Origin of the sequence: Candidatus Pantoea bituminis, from assembly GCF_018842675.1 — a bacterium.
In the GTDB taxonomy this organism is placed as follows: Bacteria; Pseudomonadota; Gammaproteobacteria; order Enterobacterales; family Enterobacteriaceae; genus Pantoea; species Pantoea phytostimulans.
Window position 1 is genome coordinate 324,301 of the sequence record NZ_JAGTWO010000001.1, and the last position, 15,805, is coordinate 340,105.

11 protein-coding genes and 2 pseudogenes are annotated in these 15,805 nt (G+C 48.1%); 8 read left to right on the top strand and 5 right to left on the bottom strand.

Annotation, left to right across the window (positions count from 1 at the left end; all coding sequences use genetic code 11):
- Positions 1–714: 714 nt before the first annotated feature.
- Positions 715–984, bottom strand: coding sequence for a DUF1471 family periplasmic protein YahO (gene yahO, locus KQP84_RS01685; protein ID WP_215844954.1), 270 nt, complete (start codon positions 982–984; stop codon positions 715–717).
- Positions 985–2,892: 1,908 nt separating this feature from the next.
- On the opposite strand from yahO, the gene KQP84_RS01690 reads away from it, so the two are divergent.
- Complete coding sequence (locus KQP84_RS01690; protein ID WP_215844955.1) at positions 2,893–3,462, top strand: DUF4142 domain-containing protein; 570 nt, start codon at positions 2,893–2,895, stop codon at positions 3,460–3,462.
- A 540-nt stretch (positions 3,463–4,002) separates the two neighbouring features.
- Here KQP84_RS01690 and KQP84_RS01695 read toward each other — a convergent pair.
- The gene (locus tag KQP84_RS01695) at positions 4,003–4,266 is read right to left on the bottom strand and encodes a DUF2798 domain-containing protein (RefSeq protein WP_215844956.1); all 264 of its coding nucleotides are present in this window, start codon (positions 4,264–4,266) and stop codon (positions 4,003–4,005) included.
- A 128-nt stretch (positions 4,267–4,394) separates the two neighbouring features.
- On the opposite strand from KQP84_RS01695, the gene KQP84_RS01700 reads away from it, so the two are divergent.
- The 4 genes and pseudogenes from KQP84_RS01700 (at position 4,395) to KQP84_RS01715 (ending at position 8,497) form a co-directional block, all read left to right on the top strand.
- Complete coding sequence (locus KQP84_RS01700) at positions 4,395–5,297, top strand: LysR family transcriptional regulator (protein WP_215844957.1); 903 nt, start codon at positions 4,395–4,397, stop codon at positions 5,295–5,297.
- A gap of 271 nt (positions 5,298–5,568) precedes the next feature.
- The gene (locus KQP84_RS01705) at positions 5,569–5,880 is read left to right on the top strand and encodes a cupin domain-containing protein (protein WP_215844958.1); all 312 of its coding nucleotides are present in this window, start codon (positions 5,569–5,571) and stop codon (positions 5,878–5,880) included.
- A gap of 462 nt (positions 5,881–6,342) precedes the next feature.
- The gene (locus KQP84_RS01710) at positions 6,343–7,602 is read left to right on the top strand and encodes a diguanylate cyclase domain-containing protein (protein ID WP_215844988.1); all 1,260 of its coding nucleotides are present in this window, start codon (positions 6,343–6,345) and stop codon (positions 7,600–7,602) included.
- 392 nt (positions 7,603–7,994) lie between these two features.
- Positions 7,995–8,497 (top strand): annotated as a pseudogene (locus tag KQP84_RS01715) (DUF1543 domain-containing protein).
- A gap of 182 nt (positions 8,498–8,679) precedes the next feature.
- Here KQP84_RS01715 and KQP84_RS01720 read toward each other — a convergent pair.
- Positions 8,680–9,927, bottom strand: coding sequence for an amidase (locus KQP84_RS01720; RefSeq protein WP_252515106.1), 1,248 nt, complete (start codon positions 9,925–9,927; stop codon positions 8,680–8,682).
- 314 nt (positions 9,928–10,241) lie between these two features.
- Here KQP84_RS01720 and KQP84_RS01725 point away from each other — a divergent pair, with 314 nt between their 5' ends.
- The 3 genes from KQP84_RS01725 (at position 10,242) to KQP84_RS01735 (ending at position 13,496) form a co-directional block, all read left to right on the top strand.
- Positions 10,242–10,820, top strand: coding sequence for a TetR/AcrR family transcriptional regulator (locus KQP84_RS01725; RefSeq protein WP_215844959.1), 579 nt, complete (start codon positions 10,242–10,244; stop codon positions 10,818–10,820).
- A gap of 558 nt (positions 10,821–11,378) precedes the next feature.
- On the top strand, positions 11,379–12,674 hold the full coding sequence (locus KQP84_RS01730) for an MFS transporter (RefSeq protein WP_215844960.1): 1,296 nt from the start codon (positions 11,379–11,381) through the stop codon (positions 12,672–12,674).
- 15 nt (positions 12,675–12,689) lie between these two features.
- Positions 12,690–13,496, top strand: a complete 807-nt coding sequence (locus tag KQP84_RS01735) for a substrate-binding domain-containing protein (RefSeq protein ID WP_215844961.1) — start codon at positions 12,690–12,692, stop codon at positions 13,494–13,496.
- Here the strand turns inward: KQP84_RS01735 and psrA are convergent.
- Both psrA and KQP84_RS01745 read right to left on the bottom strand, forming a co-directional pair.
- Positions 13,471–14,369 (bottom strand): annotated as a pseudogene (psrA, locus tag KQP84_RS01740) (L-proline-binding transcription factor PsrA). The gene KQP84_RS01735 and the pseudogene psrA overlap by 26 nt on opposite strands.
- A 720-nt stretch (positions 14,370–15,089) precedes the next feature.
- A complete protein-coding gene (locus KQP84_RS01745; RefSeq protein WP_215844962.1) occupies positions 15,090–15,359 on the bottom strand; it encodes a hypothetical protein in 270 nt (89 codons plus the stop codon).
- Positions 15,360–15,805: the final 446 nt, after the last annotated feature.

Genomic DNA, 15,805 nt, shown 5'->3' on the forward strand with positions numbered 1-15,805 from the left:
GCGGCAAACATTACCGTCCTGTGGCCTTAGCGCTAGCCTTCTAATCCTGGGTACGTGCTTTTCTGGATAGGTTTTTTTGTTCCTGCTTAAAGAGGATGATCTGCACCCATAGATTAACTCAGCATGGTGTTAGCAAGGACCGCTTCTGGCATAAAGCAGGAAATAAGGAACGTTGTCTGACCGCTATGAGCGAAAAGCAGACCTGAGGCTCACGGTATGTTGAGCGATGCAAGTCATTCTGTTCAAGTGTTAGAAGCTTAGCTCTAATCCAATATTGGTCGCTCCGACAAGTTCGGGAATGCCAGGAGACGGGTAATGCTTCAACAGTTATCACTGTCAGCAGGGGTTTTGTATGCTCATCGTATAGTCTGGACTTAAGCAGTTGCGTCATACTGTGAAGGCACGTCATAAAGCGTATCCGTAAAATTTCCTTTTCTTCCTTGCGGAGCCAGTCAGACAAAGGCATTAACAGAAACGCCATGAGATCTTCAGGGCTGTAGCTGGTATTGACTTCCCCAGATAACCAGCCTGTGTTTCATCGGTTCCGGATAGAAATTGAAAAAATAAATTCCTGCCTGCGAAATTTCTAGCCGCTAGGCTGATACTGCCGCGAATCATTCAAGAGGGGTAATCTTCATGCTCAAGGCGCTATAAGCACGGGCACCCTTTAGACTGGGAAACCCGTGCTTACGCACCGGGTGTCTTTCTCCGAATTCACTTTTTCTTATAAACATCTGCAGTAGCATGCATTTTGTTTTTGGTATTGCCGGATGTCAGGACATAAATATCTCCGCCTTTCTTATCGGCAAGTTCAGAAAGCTCAGTCTTTGCATCGGCTGCACTGGTCTCACCTGAAGTTGAAATGCTGCCAACCTTTTCATATTGCCCCTGCACCTTTTCAAAATCATTTTTCGGCATCATTTCTGCCGCAAATGAGCTAAATGAAAAAACGCACGCGGCTATAGCGTAAATGAATATTTTCATCTGATAACTCTCCTGTCTGGTTTAGTATGAAGTTAATATTAATTACAAGGATAAATATATAGTCAGCTTCAGGCTTTTGCCTTAGGCATTAAATTTATTTTTCCTTTTTGTGATGAGTGATTTCTTCAGAGCATATGAGCTACTGCTTAAAAGGGGATTCGTCGCAAATAGCCTTAGTAAAAGAAGAACAACTTTGGGGGGATTAGCCAGTATTGAATGAGGTTATATATTTTAGAGTGCTAAAGGTTATAGGTTTTTAGAACTTTCAGAAGAAATAAATTTAAGATAAAGACAGGTTGAGTTAAATTTTTCGGCGCATGACTGTTGCTTTCTTAATTTCCGCTGTAGGTTGTTGTTTTAATAAGATGATATTTGTTAGAGTTGCAACATGATAAGTGTCTTATAATTCTTAATGAATTTAACTGGCAATGCGTTATCAATCATATCCCGGGGGAAAGATGATTATTCCACAGAAGCTCGAATAAAAGTTGAGCGCCATTAGAATTTTTAACGCTCTCTGGTTTTTTTGAATGTGGCAGAAACCAGTCAGTATTCAGGTTTATGAGCTTCTTCCGGTGACGGCCGTTGTTGCGGGGACAATGACCGGAAAACGCTCACAGCACACTTATCTTTTATCGAAGCCGTATTGACAGACGTCACGACGAATAAGCCGGTCATAAAAGTAGTCAGAAAAGCGTACGGTGGTAAAGCTTCTAACAGTCAGTCTCAGATAAGCAGGGATGACTTAAAAAGTGCAATCGATGTCATGGTTGCTGATGTCGTAGATTTTCCGGGAAAATAAATACGGAGAGGGCAGTTTGGCTTATGCTGAATCCTGTCCGGAGATTCATGTGGCCTTTTCTGAAGAGGGGTGTCTGTTAGCTAAAAATCCACTCTGAAAATAGTGTTTAATATTTATCGCGTAACAGCGCGTTATTGATATTTGAAATGAGCCTTGCTGCGACCTGTTACGCTTTCGTCAAAACAGAGTAGCTGGTTTCTGCCTGCCTCGCATCGACCGGTAGTTTAACCATAAGGGCTGCTGGACAATATCTATTATCTTCTAACAGGCATTAAATATGAGGACGTAGCGAGCCGATATGCCGCGCTGAGATGACCGCCTGCGCGGAATATTTCGTCGCAGTTATGCCTATGATCTTATTCCGTCAAAAAAACAGAGCTGATTTGGATAACACATCGACTGACTGCGTTCAGAGTTAAGATTTTTTTACGAATAAGCCCGTTTGGATAGGTCGTATCAGCCCGGTAAGAAGTTCCTGCGCTTTTATAGATGGGCTAATACACGTCGTTTTAGGAGCCAGAAGCAGGGATTTCGCTGTTCACAACCTCAGGCCCGACATCAGGTCGGTAAAATCAGCTTGGATCCATTCGTCTCGGGCTTGGTAGCGATTTTTTCTAACCGGAAAAGCATTTCCCTTTCTTCATAGTCATCTTATGTGATTGAAAAAATTGTCAGCTGAGCTTGCCCCTATTACTGGGGAGAGAGGCAAGAGCATTTTCCCAATAGACTCAATGAATAAGGACAGATCGCTGTGGGGCGACGGGCTTCAGTCCGCCCATTCCAGCGCCGCCAGCTCGTGAGGCTAAACCCTACTTTCCGACAGGCGGGCAGCAGACGTTATGGCTTCACGTAGCCACCGGAGCAGTTGCGCGCGTTCGTGAGCGGTATGCCTCCAATCTGACCTTCGCCTTGAACTCCGCGCTGTGCAGTTTCCGCTTCTTCGCTTCCGTCATATCCTGCCGTCCTGCGTTGAGGACAATGAGCGTAAACTGCTGTCTCACATCGTTGCTCCACTATACTGACCATTGCAGTAGTCACTTACATACGAGGCTGCGCACGGTTAATTACCGGGTGCTAACCTTACCCATGACCATCAGGAGAGCAAAATGCAAAAGAGTAAAACCTTGAAAGCCCTGCTAGCCGTAACGGTAGTGGCAGCTATGTTCAGCTCTGTCGGCGTGCAAGCCCAGACCCCGACGAGCGCCGCGCAGAATGGTGCCGCTGGCCAGACCGGATCGCGCACCATGCTCAGCTCCGACGACGTAAAAGCGTTGAAGGACATGGCGCAAGCTAATATTAATGAAATCGCCGCCGCCAAAATCGCGCTGAGCAAGGCCCAAAGCAGTGAAGTCAAAGCATTCGCTAAGCAGATGGTCGACGACCACGGCGCTGCCTTGACCAAAGTACAGACGGTCGCCCAGCAAAAGGGTGTAGCACTGCCGACTGAGCCAGACGCCAAGCACAAGGCTATGGCCACCGAGCTGGAAAAGCAGAGCGGCGGCGCATTTGACAAAATGTATATGGAAAACGCCGGCACTAAGGACCATAAGATGGTGCTGTCGACGCTGCAGAGTGACTCCAGGAAGATCAAGGATCCGGATGTGAAGGCCCTGGCCGACGCGCACACGCCAGTTGTTGAGCAGCACCTAAAGTCCGCCCAACAGATGTCGATGTAAGCAAAGTCAGTAAATAGATCGTTCGATGGGCACAAGGTGTTGCGACGTGGATTACCCTTTGTTCAAAGTGATGCCGAAAATCACGGCGGTAATGTAACTGTTGACAGTGCTGAATAACGGGGACGATTTTTACAGTAAATGTGCCGATCGATGCTCGCCCATGTGCATTACAAGCTGACACTTACTCTACGTGTGGGCGGCTACAATTGCCCCGAAGCAGCCGTTCGATAGGCTACATGGCGCAAACATTGTGAAGGACCGCTTCTGGCACGAAGCGGACGGCTGAGCGAAGCGCCGTATGCTAAGAACCAGAAGCGGATCCCCGCCAGAGAAAACTTTCAAACATTGCAACGAATGCACATCAAGTCTGGTTTCTTCTTTAACTTCCTAGACAGCCGTCTGTTCACCGCTTTTGCTTTTTGAACGTGTTATGTCCACTTTTGGCACAAAGCAGCCGGACGCGGACGCACCTTCCGCTGTGAGCGAGGATCGGACTCGCAAGCCTTAATGTGAGATGCCGAAATAGGCGGATTAAATCCCTCAGTGACCGCGAACGGTCAATCCTACAAGTCGGATAACAATCGGACGTACAACGAGTATGCAAACAAAGGCCGCTGGCATAGCAACCTGATAAGCATTCATCACATTTGTCATGTAATGCGGCCCCCTTCCAAATTCCGCCAGAGTGATGACCAAACTCATCAGAAACGCCATGATGGTTGCCATATAAAGAGCAAATATGTAGGGCGAAGCGTGCTTGGGTAAGCGGAATTTTGCTGTTTTTTTAGCGATTGAATGAGTCATCGAGTTGTCCCTTTTAACAAAGATTAGCGAAACAGCGACTAACCTAACAACCTAACGAGGACGAGGGTAGAGCGGTTATGCTTTAATCATTACTAAGTAAAAGTAACGAATCAAGCATTGGGGATGATATGGACGTGTTAGGGCTGATTAGCACTTTTATCCGCGTGGTGGAGAACGGCAGTATTGCAGCGGCGGCACGCGCTAAAGGTATGAGTCCAGCGGCAGTTAGCCAGAGCCTTTCTCGGCTTGAGACCCATTTGGGTGTGCGCCTGATTTCGCGCACCACACGTAGCATGACACTCACCGAAAATGGTAAGCGTTATTTCGAGAAAGTACGCCATATTCCCCATGATATCGAAATCGCCTCGCAGGCTGCAGCGTTTGAAACCAAACCGCAGGGTCCTCTTTGTATCGCTACGACGGCTGCGTTTGGTCGTTACGTTCTCGCTCCACTGATGCCCGCTTTTCAAAACGCTTTTCCTGATATTAATATCGAATTGATTAGTACCGATCGCAACGTCGACCATCGGTTGGAAGGCGTCGACGTCAGTATCCGCATTGAGGCACAGCTGAACGATCAACTGATTGCCAGGAAAATCGCATCGTTACCGTTTATCTTCTGTGCGGCCCCTGCTTATCTGAACCATGCGGGCATCCCTCAAACTCCCGAAGAACTTAGCCAGCACGCCTGTCTGGTTTTCCGCTATCCCACAGATGGTCGTTTTCTACCCTGGACTTTTATGATCAATGGCCAACCGGTTAACGCGAAACTCAACCCCACGTTCATTAGTGACGATATTGATATCATTGCAAAAATAGCGGCAAACGGAGGAGGCGTTGCCCGACTGGCAAGCTTTGTTGCTCAGCCGTTGATAAACAATGGTCAACTCATGCCTTTGTTCTGCTCAGGCCACCGTGGTGAGAGCAAAATAGAGTCTTTACCGATGAATATTTATGCCTGCGTCAACGAACGTTCGGCACTTAATTCAAAAGTCCGAGCCTTTATTGAGTTTTTAGAAAGGGCGATGTAGGGCGAGGCACAGTTGTTTTATGCAGAACCAAAAACTGAGTGCTTTTAAGACAAACGATCAACGGTAAGTTCAGCGGGTTACGCATGGCTATCTTTAAAAAAGGTGGCCGAGCATGACCGATTGAACACACAGCATAATACTGGCTATTAGCGAAAAGCGGACGTATGAAGGACAGATCAGGACAAGAGATGTCGAGAGTATAGAATTAATGAATCCTGTCTGGTAATCATTATGTTGATGAGATTAAAGCACTTCTGCATAAGGCGGATATATGGATTTTTATTGCAGTAAAGAATTCACTGGCTTAAAAGCCTGGGACTCTCAACATGTTGCCAGCTTCGATAATATCAGCGTAAAACTTCACTGGACCGATCAGCCTTACAAATGGCATATCAATGACGGACAAGAGGTTTTTGCTGTTATGGATGGTTGTGTTGAAATGTTTTACAAAGAAAACGGGGAAATTAAAAGCAGGGAGCTGAAAACAGGAGATATTTTTTATGCAAGTGAAGGGACAGAACACATTGCTCATCCGCAAGGAATAGCACGCGTTCTTGTTATTGAAAAAGAAGGATCAATCTAATCCTAATTTCAAATAACCGGTTTAAGCGATTTGATCTGTCACGTACCAGGGAGGTACTGGGTTATCAGCCAGCCGATAATGCCTTGCAGGCGTTTAAGCCGTGTTCACTTCTATACTGACATCAACAGATGTCATATATGGCCGGGGCCAGGCCAGTTGTAGGATGCAGGTTTCATTAAAGATCATGGGTAAATCAGCCGATAAACGTAGACTACTCCTTCTGACCTTGTATTCGTCATAGAGAATTTCCCGCTCATTTCTGCGGGCAAAATGGCACCGTAGAAGTGCTGTTGATCAAGCTACAGTGTCAGCCACCGCTCATGACTGACATTCGCGAAATTGAGAACCTCTTACCGACGCACTTCCCAAGTTTCTGAGGCAGCAATTACGGCGATCAAAAGGTCGGTAATGACCAGTATCGAGCTTGTTCAGTATTGTCAGCAAACAACGGATCCGACCACCATGAACACTGTGATCAAACCTACCCTTTCCGCCGTTTGGTCCATGGACGCACAAGGCATATGCATCGCCAGTCAGGAAAGCCCTGCGGGCCTAATGCCCGCACTGAAAGGCGTCACGCTAAGTGCATGGCTGAAGCTCGCACAGGCTGATGATGATGCTAAGATCGCGCAGCAACTTACTGCGGCATTGGAATTTGTGACACCTTTTCATCTCGAAGTACCCATCCATTGTCTGGATGGAACAACGCGGCGTGTGATTGTTTCAGGCCTGCCGGATTGCCAACCTAGTGCTCCTCATCTGCAGTACAGCGGCTTCATTGTTGATATAACCGGGCAGCGCAAAGCACTTGAAGACGCGCTGCGCACGGCGGCGGAATACCGTTTGTTGATTGAAAACAGCACCGACCTGATCGCCCATTGCGACACGGACGGCAGATACGTGTCGATCTCGCCTTCTTATAGCAAAATGATAGGCTGGTCAGCCGATGAGATGACAGGCCAACGGGTCGTAGATTTCCTGCATCCCGACGACCGCGCATCCGCCACGGATGTACTGGTACATCTCTTCAATGGTGGCGTGCGGCCGGACGTAGTCGAGGTGCGCAAGCAACATCGCGATGGGCACTACATTACACTTGGCACCAAGGCCTGCGGCGTCAGCGATCCTTCCACAGGCAACAACATCGGTGCCGTGTTGATTTCGCGCGACATTACGCGTGACAAGGAAAAGATCCAGAAACTTGAGAAACTGGCCACCCACGACACATTGACCGGGTTGCCTAACCGAGCCTGGATCAATGACCAGGTTAGCTGCATGCTCTCGCAGGGCGAAGATCTGGCATACACGACAGTCCTGTTTATCGATCTGAATGGGTTCAAAACTGTCAATGATTCGATGGGACTCGCGACTGGGGATGCCTTGCTGCAGCAGGTAAGCGAACGGCTACAACGCTGCATGCGCCCGGGCGACTCTGTGGCACGCCTGGGCGGAGACGAGTTTGTGGTCGCAGCGAAGTGCAACAATCGCGAGGCGGCGTCCATAATCGCCCAGCGCCTCATTGACAGCCTGAAAGAGCCATTTTCTATCAATAGTCTGGAAGTACCGATCGGAGCGGCGATTGGCATCAGCCTTGCACGGTTTGGGACAACATCGGCCAAGATGTTATTTGAAAATGCCGATAAAGCGATGTATCAAGCGAAAGCATGCCGTGATAGTTCATATCAGTTTTTTGAGCCCACAACGCGGCCGTTACGTGATTAGGATAGCCGGCTTCGCTTTCTGCCCTTGTCTGTGATTCACCATGGTGTCGTTTACCCTAATGCCCGTTCGGCGCATTACCGTAGAGCGCTTCAGCGCATATTTCCCGCCTCAGAAAGATGCGCTGAATTTCGCAAATGAATCCTGCGCTTAAGCATAGCTAAGCAAAAAATGTATAAGAAATGACGTTAGAAGCTTCTCAGACATTCGCTATTGGCACAAAGCCGTCTTACGCGAGCAAAAGCGGATATTCTGTCTGCGATCTTAATTACAAAGCTAACGGATGCCGGTATGAAAGATCACCCGAACACCAACTCTATCTTTTTTAGGTAGTTGCAGTGCAAATCGTTATGTAGTGAAATATATAGCGATAAGGATACTGAAAGAGGGGTTCAATGAATCTGTATATGTTTTACATCGGTGGAAACGCCGGTAAATCTAATATTGAAGTGCATGACATCCAGTTTGTTGCAGCCAAAGAACCAAAAGATGCTTGGCCTGCTCTGCGGGAAGCATGGTTTGGTGATAGTGATAAAATTCATATTGACGGCTACAGCCGTATTACCTGGGCTGATGGATATTCCGTCAAGCTCTCTGCTGAACCATCGCAATTTACGAAAAAGTTATTTTTCGTAAACGCAGGCGGTTACAGACCTGACAGGCTAGCAGAGTTACATGAATTCGATTTGTTTGTCGCTGAAAATGCACAAGGTGCCAAAGACAAAGCACTACAAACGTTGCTCTGTGGCGTCGATCATCAACATAAGGATAATTTGAAAGATGTTGACGATTGTTTGTTACTTGAAAAAGTAGGGGGTTATTTATTCATCTGGCTCCCTGCGATTCAGGAAGTCGTGATCAACCCGAATGGCAGGGCTATCAACCGATAGGTATCTGACATTGTAAAGACGGTCTTGCCGACTTAGGGTGAGGCTTGTCCCCGCCTTTAGTTTGGCACAAAGCGGTCAGGTACTAGTCCGAGTCTGCTATGAACGAGAAGCGGTCGCACAATAAATCTATCTTTGCGCGACGCGCCGCTACGTATATCGCAATCTATCTATTAACGGAAAAATTGCATTTTCAGTTTGGCAACGCACCTGCCCAGATCTCCGGACGCCGTCCACGCCAAGGGTGCGCACGTTCAATCTGACCGGCAAGACTGAGTAGTGCATGCTCGCAGTTGTATCCTGCGAAGAACTGCATCCCGATTGGCAGATGGTTTGATTCGCAGAAACCCAGTGGAATCGACATGGCTGGCGTTCCGCACACGTTAGCCAACGCTGTGAAGGGCGTCTGGCTGAAAACATGATGTAGCCAATCGCGGCCATCCATTTTATCCTGACCGCGATTAAAGGCACCCAACTTCGCAGGAACGTCAGGCAAAGTCGGGGTCAGCAACATATCGTATTCCCCAAAAAATGCCCCCATCTTTCGCGTAACGGTGTTTCTCATGTGCATTGCCCCAACAAGCTCAGTTGCCTTAAGTTCATGACCGAGTTTCCAGAGGGCAAGGTTAGAAGGTTCGAGGGTTTCGGTATTGATGGGCTTATTGTTCATTGAAGCCAGCGCATCGATCCAGCCTGCTGAGTTTGCCGCCCAGAAACACGCATTCATTTCCACAAATGCATCCCAGCTCAGCCCAATGTCTGGCATGACTTCTTCCACCTGATGGCCCAGTGCCAGCAGCAGCTTGACGGTTTGTTCAACTGCAGACACGACTTCCGGTGTGCTTCGTTTACCGTTAAGAGGATGAGTTAAAACGCCAATTTTGAGATTGCCCGGGTCGCTCTCAACGCTTGTGACTAATCCAGGCGTGGAGCGGTCAATGTTAAAGGGATCTCCCGGCATATTTCCCTGAACGGCTTCCAAAAGCGCAGCGCTATCGCGTACCGAGCGGGAGACAAAACCATGCACGGCGAGTCCCGACCAGATTTCGTCGACATCAGGTCCCATACTGATCCGGCCCCGACTGGATTTTAATCCAAACAGGCCGTTTGCTGATGCCGGGATACGAATAGAGCCACCGCCATCTGTAGCATGTGCAGCAGGAACGATACCGGAAGCGACGGCAGCAGCTGAACCGCCACTCGATCCACCGGCACTAAAATCACTATTCCATGGATTTCGTGTACCGCCATTAAACAGGGGTTCGGTAGTAATACTGGCAGCTAACTCAGGCGTGGTGGTTCGCCCCATAAGAACCAAGCCTGCCTGCCTCATTTTTACGGTTAGATGGGAATCATGAGGCGAAACCATGCCAGCTGCGAGACGGCTGCCGAGCTCATTGAGGCGCCCGGCGACGGAAATACCCAGATCTTTAACCAGCATCGGCACGCCAGTCATTGGCCCCGCTTGATTGTATTTTTCACCTTCCCAGCATTCTATAACAGCGTGAACATCAGGGTTTACGGCCTGATAAGCCCGCATGGCTGCGGATGATACTTCGGCAGGGCTAACTTCTTTTTATTGATCAGCTCAGCAAGACCGATGGCATCAAAAGACGTGTAGTCAGATAAGTTCATAAACGTTCCAGTGTTTTGAGTAAGACAGATAAGCCCGTGTAGGGTATACTTGGTGGTATCTTTTAATACCAATCGGTATCGTATGATACCAATCGGTATCATTGCAACCAGGAATTTACGATGCCCAGAGTCAACGAGCCACGCCTGCCTCCCCGAGATCGCATTCTTCAGGCGGCCGAAGCACTTTTTTATCAGGAAGGAATAGTTCGCGTTACCGTTGATGCCATTGCAGAAAAAGCGCAGTCAACGAAGATGACGCTGTATCGTCATTTTGAATCCAAGGAAGTGCTGGTATCGGAGTGGATCGGGTTGTTAATCGAAGATTACAGCCACGTTTTAGATCAATTGGCGGAAAGTCATGCTGATAGTGCGGCTGAACAAATTAGCGGGTTCGTACGTTTTGTTATCGACAATCTCTCTGGCACCTCCCAGCGAGGGTGCCCCTTTACCAACACGTTGGCAGAGATAGGTGATCAGTATGCTGATGTACGCGCAATGATAATCAGTCATAAAAAAAGGCAATATCAGCGGCTGGAGGCTTTATGTACCAAGGCTGGTGCAAATGACCCTGAATCTCTGGCAAAAGAGATAACGCTCATTCTTGAGGGGATTCAAGTGGTTGCTCAAAATGCAAGCTTCGAGAAGTCTTCAGAATTCACCCTCAATATTATTGAAAGCAAGCTCGCCCTGCTTAAATAATCTGTTTTAGAGGCCCCTGAAGGTAAACCCGTTTGCGGTGAGTATGCCTTACTTGTGGCCTGAATGTGTTGAATCACTGAATCGCTATGTCCGCTGCTGGCAAAAGGTAGCCTGATGGGGTGGCTCAGATTGCTATGAGCGAAGAGCGGACCGACAAGTCACGCCGTAAACCCCTAATAAATTCAATCTCAAATCTTGCTGCTCAACGTGGCTATAGAGTGAAATGTCGCCTACTGACGCAGGGGAAAGATTATTTCAGAGATATTCTGCGGCGTTCCTCAATCCTTCCTTTTTTACCCACCTTAGCCTTTCTCTGCCCCTAAGCCTTATATGAACCTTGTCACAAAACAGGCATGAAGTTTTTAGCCTTCATCAAACAATATTGCCCGGAGGGAAACTGTTGATATCCCGTTACAGCTTCTCGATCATCATTGTTAACGCTGATTCATGCACCAAACGCATCAACTCATGATTTTATTGCGCTTATTTACTTTATTTTCCTGATCCAGTCTGCAGCTACAGGCGCTGTAAAAGCGTCAAGACAAACTGGAGATAAAAATGCATTCCTCTAACGCACCCATGACGACTTGGGCAAGAACCAGCGCGATACTGCGTGTGACCTCTGGCAACTTTCTGGAGCAGTTTGATTTTTTCCTGTTCGGATTTTATGCCACCTACATCGCACATACATTCTTTCCGGCCAGCAGTGAATTTGCCTCACTGATGATGACTTTCGCCGTCTTTGGTGCGGGCTTTCTGATGCGTCCTATCGGCGCAATCGTGCTGGGCGCGTACATTGATAAAGTCGGCAGACGTAAAGGTCTAATTGTTACCCTGACTATCATGGCCGCAGGGACCTTCCTGATTGTCCTGATCCCATCCTATCAAACGATTGGCTTCTGGGCGCCGTTGTTGGTGCTGGGAGGGCGTTTATTGCAAGGTTTCTCCGCGGGTGCAGAGCTGGGCGGCGTATCTGTTTACCTGGCAGAGATTGCCACGCCAGGCCGTAAAGGCTTCTACACCAGTTGGCAGTCTGGCAGCCAGCAAGTGGCCATTATGGTAGCAGCGGCCATGGGCTTCGCACTGAATGCCATCATGGAAGAAAGCGCCATTCGCGAGTGGGGCTGGCGACTGCCTTTCCTGTTCGGCTGCCTGATTGTACCTTTCATCTTTTTCCTTCGCCGCAAGCTGGAAGAGACCGAAGAGTTCACCGCGCGCCGCAATCATTTGGCGATGCGCGACGCGTTTAAAACCCTTTTAGCAAACTGGCAGGTGGTTATTGCCGGTATGTTAATGGTCGCCATGACCACCACCGCATTTTATCTGATCACCGTGTATGCCCCGACGTTCGGTAAGAAAGTGCTGATGCTCAGCGCCTCTGACAGTCTGCTGGTGACCTTACTGGTTGCGATATCTAACTTTCTCTGGTTACCGGTAGGTGGTGCCCTGTCAGATCGTTATGGCCGTAAGCCGGTCTTGGTTGCCATGGCATTGCTGGCCCTCATCACTGCATATCCGGCGCTTAGCCTGCTTGCTAAAGCACCGAGTTTTTCCATGATGCTGACGGTACTGCTGTGGCTGTCCTTCCTCTATGGCCTCTACAACGGCGCTATGATCCCGGCATTAACGGAGATCATGCCAACAGAGGTCCGGGTTGCTGGTTTCTCTCTGGCCTACAGTCTGGCAACCGCTGTGTTTGGCGGATTTACGCCAGTTATTTCTACTGCACTGATTGAGTACACCGGCGATAAAGCCTCACCCGGCTACTGGATGAGCTTTGCTGCTGTATGTGCACTACTGGCGACGTTTTATTTGTACCGTCGCAGCGCATTATCACTACAAACTGCCCGTTGAATCAGGATTTACGTTATGCAAAAAATTTATCATTCACTCCTTATCACACTGTTATTTGCCTCTGTCAGCTCGGGAGCATTGGCTAAAGAAGTAACCGTCATGATTTCAGGCGGATTTAAAGCCGCACTGGAAAAATTGGCCCCACAATTTGAAGCTGAGAGCGGCGACAACATCATTTTGATATCCGGCCCCTCTATGGGTAAAACCCCTCAGGCGATTCCAGCACGCCTGGCCCGTGGCGAAAACGCTGATGTGGTAATTATGGTGGGTGATGCGCTGAAAAACCTGGAAAAGGATAAATGGCTACTGCCAGGCTCGCGCGTAGAGCTAGCTGACTCATCAATTGGTATGGTCGTCAAACAAGGTGACTCTGAACCGACTATCAAAAAGCAGGCAGATCTGCGCAATACCCTACTGCAGGCCAAATCCATCGCTTATTCTGACAGTGCCAGCGGCCGATATGTCAGCAGCCAGCTGTTCAAAAAACTGGGTATTGAAGACAAGGTAAAAGAGAAAGTGCACATGATTCAGCGCATTCCGGTGGCATCCGAAGTGGCGAAAGGAAAATATGCTCTGGGTTTTCAGCAGGTGAGCGAATTGATTCCGGTATCGGGCGTAACCTTTATTGGCGAGTTGCCTGAAGATGTGCAGTACATTACCCGGTTTTCCGGCGCGGTGACCGCCAAAGCAGAACACCCGAAAGAAGGCAAAGCGCTACTGAATTTCCTCTCTTCCGCCGAGGCGCAAAAAACGATTCGCGCCACCGGGATGCGATCGGTGAAAACTGAACGACCCGTTAACCCACGTGATACTGTTCAGTGATCAACTTTTCCAACTCGGCGGCGACGTAGGATTGCATACGTCCGCTGCGCCTGATCAGGCCAACCGTGCGCTTCACCACCGGATCCGTTAGCGGCAGGTGAGTCAGCAATGAATGCTCAGAAGTCGGCATGGACATAGTGGGCACGGCAGCAATGCCGACGCCCGCTTCAACCATACCTAGCATGGTCGTCACGTGACGGGTTTCGCAGATACTGGCACGCTCAGGAGTGATGTTTTCCAGCATTTTATCGAGCAAATTGCGGTTACCAGATGTCTTATCCAGCCCAACATAATCGTGTTGATAAAACTCGCGCCAGGTCAGGCTTTTTTGCTGGCTATTGGATGATCGCGTCTGCAGGCGGCAACGTAAGCATCTCCCACCAACGGGAGAAATTCGATATTGGGCTGCAGGTTTTTCGCAAAACAGATACCGAAGTCTGCCTGACCACTGGCAACCGCTTCAATGACATTACCGGCACTGCTATCAATAATCTTAACGCGTACCCGTGGATAGCGGACCTGGAAACGGCGAATCACGTCAGGCATGAAATAGTAGGCTGCCGAAGGCACTGTGGCGACAGTTACCAAGCCCACGCGATCCTGACCAACCTTATTGATATCCGCTAATACCAACTCAACATTGGCCAGTAGCTGATCTGAACGTTCAGCAAAGGTCTGTCCATATAGTGTCAGCGTGACGCGCCGGGTAGTTCTTTGGAACAACTTTATACCGAGCGCAGATTCTAGCTTCTCTATCCTGCGGCTCAATGCTGACTGTGAAAGGCAGATAGACTCTGCGGCAAGCCGAAAATTACCGTATTCAACCAGCGCTCGAAAGGCATAAAGATCGTTGAGATCAAAATTCACGGGCATAGTGGCAGTCAATCCTTTCCGAGCCGACAATGGCTTAAAGCAAGGATAATAGCGCTATATTGGACAACGGCAACTTTTTGAAGCCTGGCCGCTCTTTGCCGCCGGTGACACGTTGTCCGGGGTATCTGAAACGCGTGTCGCCCGCACGCTACGCTCAATTATCAGAGCCCGTCTGATTTTGCAACGGGCTGGAGAAAGGGGAAGGCTGAAAGTGAAGGGGCCGGTATGCTCTACTGAACTTTTCACAAGGCAAAAAAGCGATGAATTTTTAATGTATTAATCTGGCAACTGGTACTGAGCGGTAAGCCGACTTAACAGCCCACCGGTCCTGAGTGATGAGACTCATGCCATAAAAAAACGTCCGCGCGCGGTTTTTATGCATCAGGTAATTATTTTCTATCAAGATGTATAATAAATAGCGACTTACAGTGTGGGCAAATCAACGTCTTTTCATGGCAATATCCGTTTTACGACAATTCACGGCTAGCGACGAAGCGCTCGGTAATTTTAAATGGGCATCTTAGCGCGTAAATTAATCTTTAATCCGTAGTGGTTAATAATCACTATGACCCAGCCCACATAGTGCGGCCAGCACATCAAACTCTCCATCGTGACGAACTAACGGTTTGTAGGCCTGTTGCGGGCTTTATGTGAATGTGACCAGAAGACAGCATCCTGCCAGTCATTTTTTTAATGACAGCAGAAAATTAATTTTAGGCCCTAGTATTCATTTAATAGTCTCTGTGATTCGTTTTCTTCTATGTATTCAAAGGGAAGAAGGTGTGTTTGGATATTGTTGCAAAACCATGCGGATTCGTCTCTATGAAGAGTATCGCCGGGTTTAAGACATATTCCTGATGCTGCACGAACGACAGCGAACTTTCCATTATTAAACATGACATTATGGATACAAAAAGGGTGGCTTATCTCACCCATGCGCCGACTCGCAACAATATGTCCTTCAATAGGCATAGCATGCTTGATTTTCATGAGTTTACCTTTATTACAGTTGTAAAATTAATAAAAAAAATAATTGTGCATTGCCGTCGCGCAGTTCGCTTATTGCAAAAGAGAGTCAATTTAGGGCTGAATAAAATCTGTCAGCTTTCGGAGAGTCGACAAAACAACCCTCAAAGGAGGCACTCAAGACAAGTATCGTTTCCAATATTACCGGTTGTTTTGTCAATTATAATGTACAAAAGCACAGGTAAGCTTTTCACTGTTATTTTATTTTTCGGCAGCTGGCTAAAAGAATATAAATTAACAGCATAACTCTGCAATAAATAATCATACGCCGTTATTAAACAATGTTCTGTGATTTTTATTATTATCCTTGATTTCATCCTGATGCTTTCAGGGATGCCTTGGAAATTTATATGAAAAGCGCAAGACATTCCCGGCTGATACCCCAAAAAATGACCGCCAGTTAAAAAAGC

What these genes read in the sequence shown, in the direction of transcription:
- KQP84_RS01700 (WP_215844957.1), top strand. Translation starts at nt 4,395, where the DNA reads ATGGACGTGTTAGGGCTGATTAGCACTTTTATCCGCGTGGTGGAGAAC.
- KQP84_RS01730 (WP_215844960.1), top strand. Translation starts at nt 11,379, where the DNA reads ATGCATTCCTCTAACGCACCCATGACGACTTGGGCAAGAACCAGCGCG.
- KQP84_RS01690 (WP_215844955.1), top strand. Translation starts at nt 2,893, where the DNA reads ATGCAAAAGAGTAAAACCTTGAAAGCCCTGCTAGCCGTAACGGTAGTG.
- KQP84_RS01745 (WP_215844962.1), bottom strand. Translation starts at nt 15,359, where the DNA reads ATGAAAATCAAGCATGCTATGCCTATTGAAGGACATATTGTTGCGAGT.
- KQP84_RS01710 (WP_215844988.1), top strand. Translation starts at nt 6,343, where the DNA reads ATGAACACTGTGATCAAACCTACCCTTTCCGCCGTTTGGTCCATGGAC.
- KQP84_RS01735 (WP_215844961.1), top strand. Translation starts at nt 12,690, where the DNA reads ATGCAAAAAATTTATCATTCACTCCTTATCACACTGTTATTTGCCTCT.
- KQP84_RS01695 (WP_215844956.1), bottom strand. Translation starts at nt 4,266, where the DNA reads ATGACTCATTCAATCGCTAAAAAAACAGCAAAATTCCGCTTACCCAAG.
- KQP84_RS01725 (WP_215844959.1), top strand. Translation starts at nt 10,242, where the DNA reads ATGCCCAGAGTCAACGAGCCACGCCTGCCTCCCCGAGATCGCATTCTT.
- KQP84_RS01705 (WP_215844958.1), top strand. Translation starts at nt 5,569, where the DNA reads ATGGATTTTTATTGCAGTAAAGAATTCACTGGCTTAAAAGCCTGGGAC.
- KQP84_RS01720 (WP_252515106.1), bottom strand. Translation starts at nt 9,927, where the DNA reads ATGCTGGTTAAAGATCTGGGTATTTCCGTCGCCGGGCGCCTCAATGAG.
- yahO (WP_215844954.1), bottom strand. Translation starts at nt 984, where the DNA reads ATGAAAATATTCATTTACGCTATAGCCGCGTGCGTTTTTTCATTTAGC.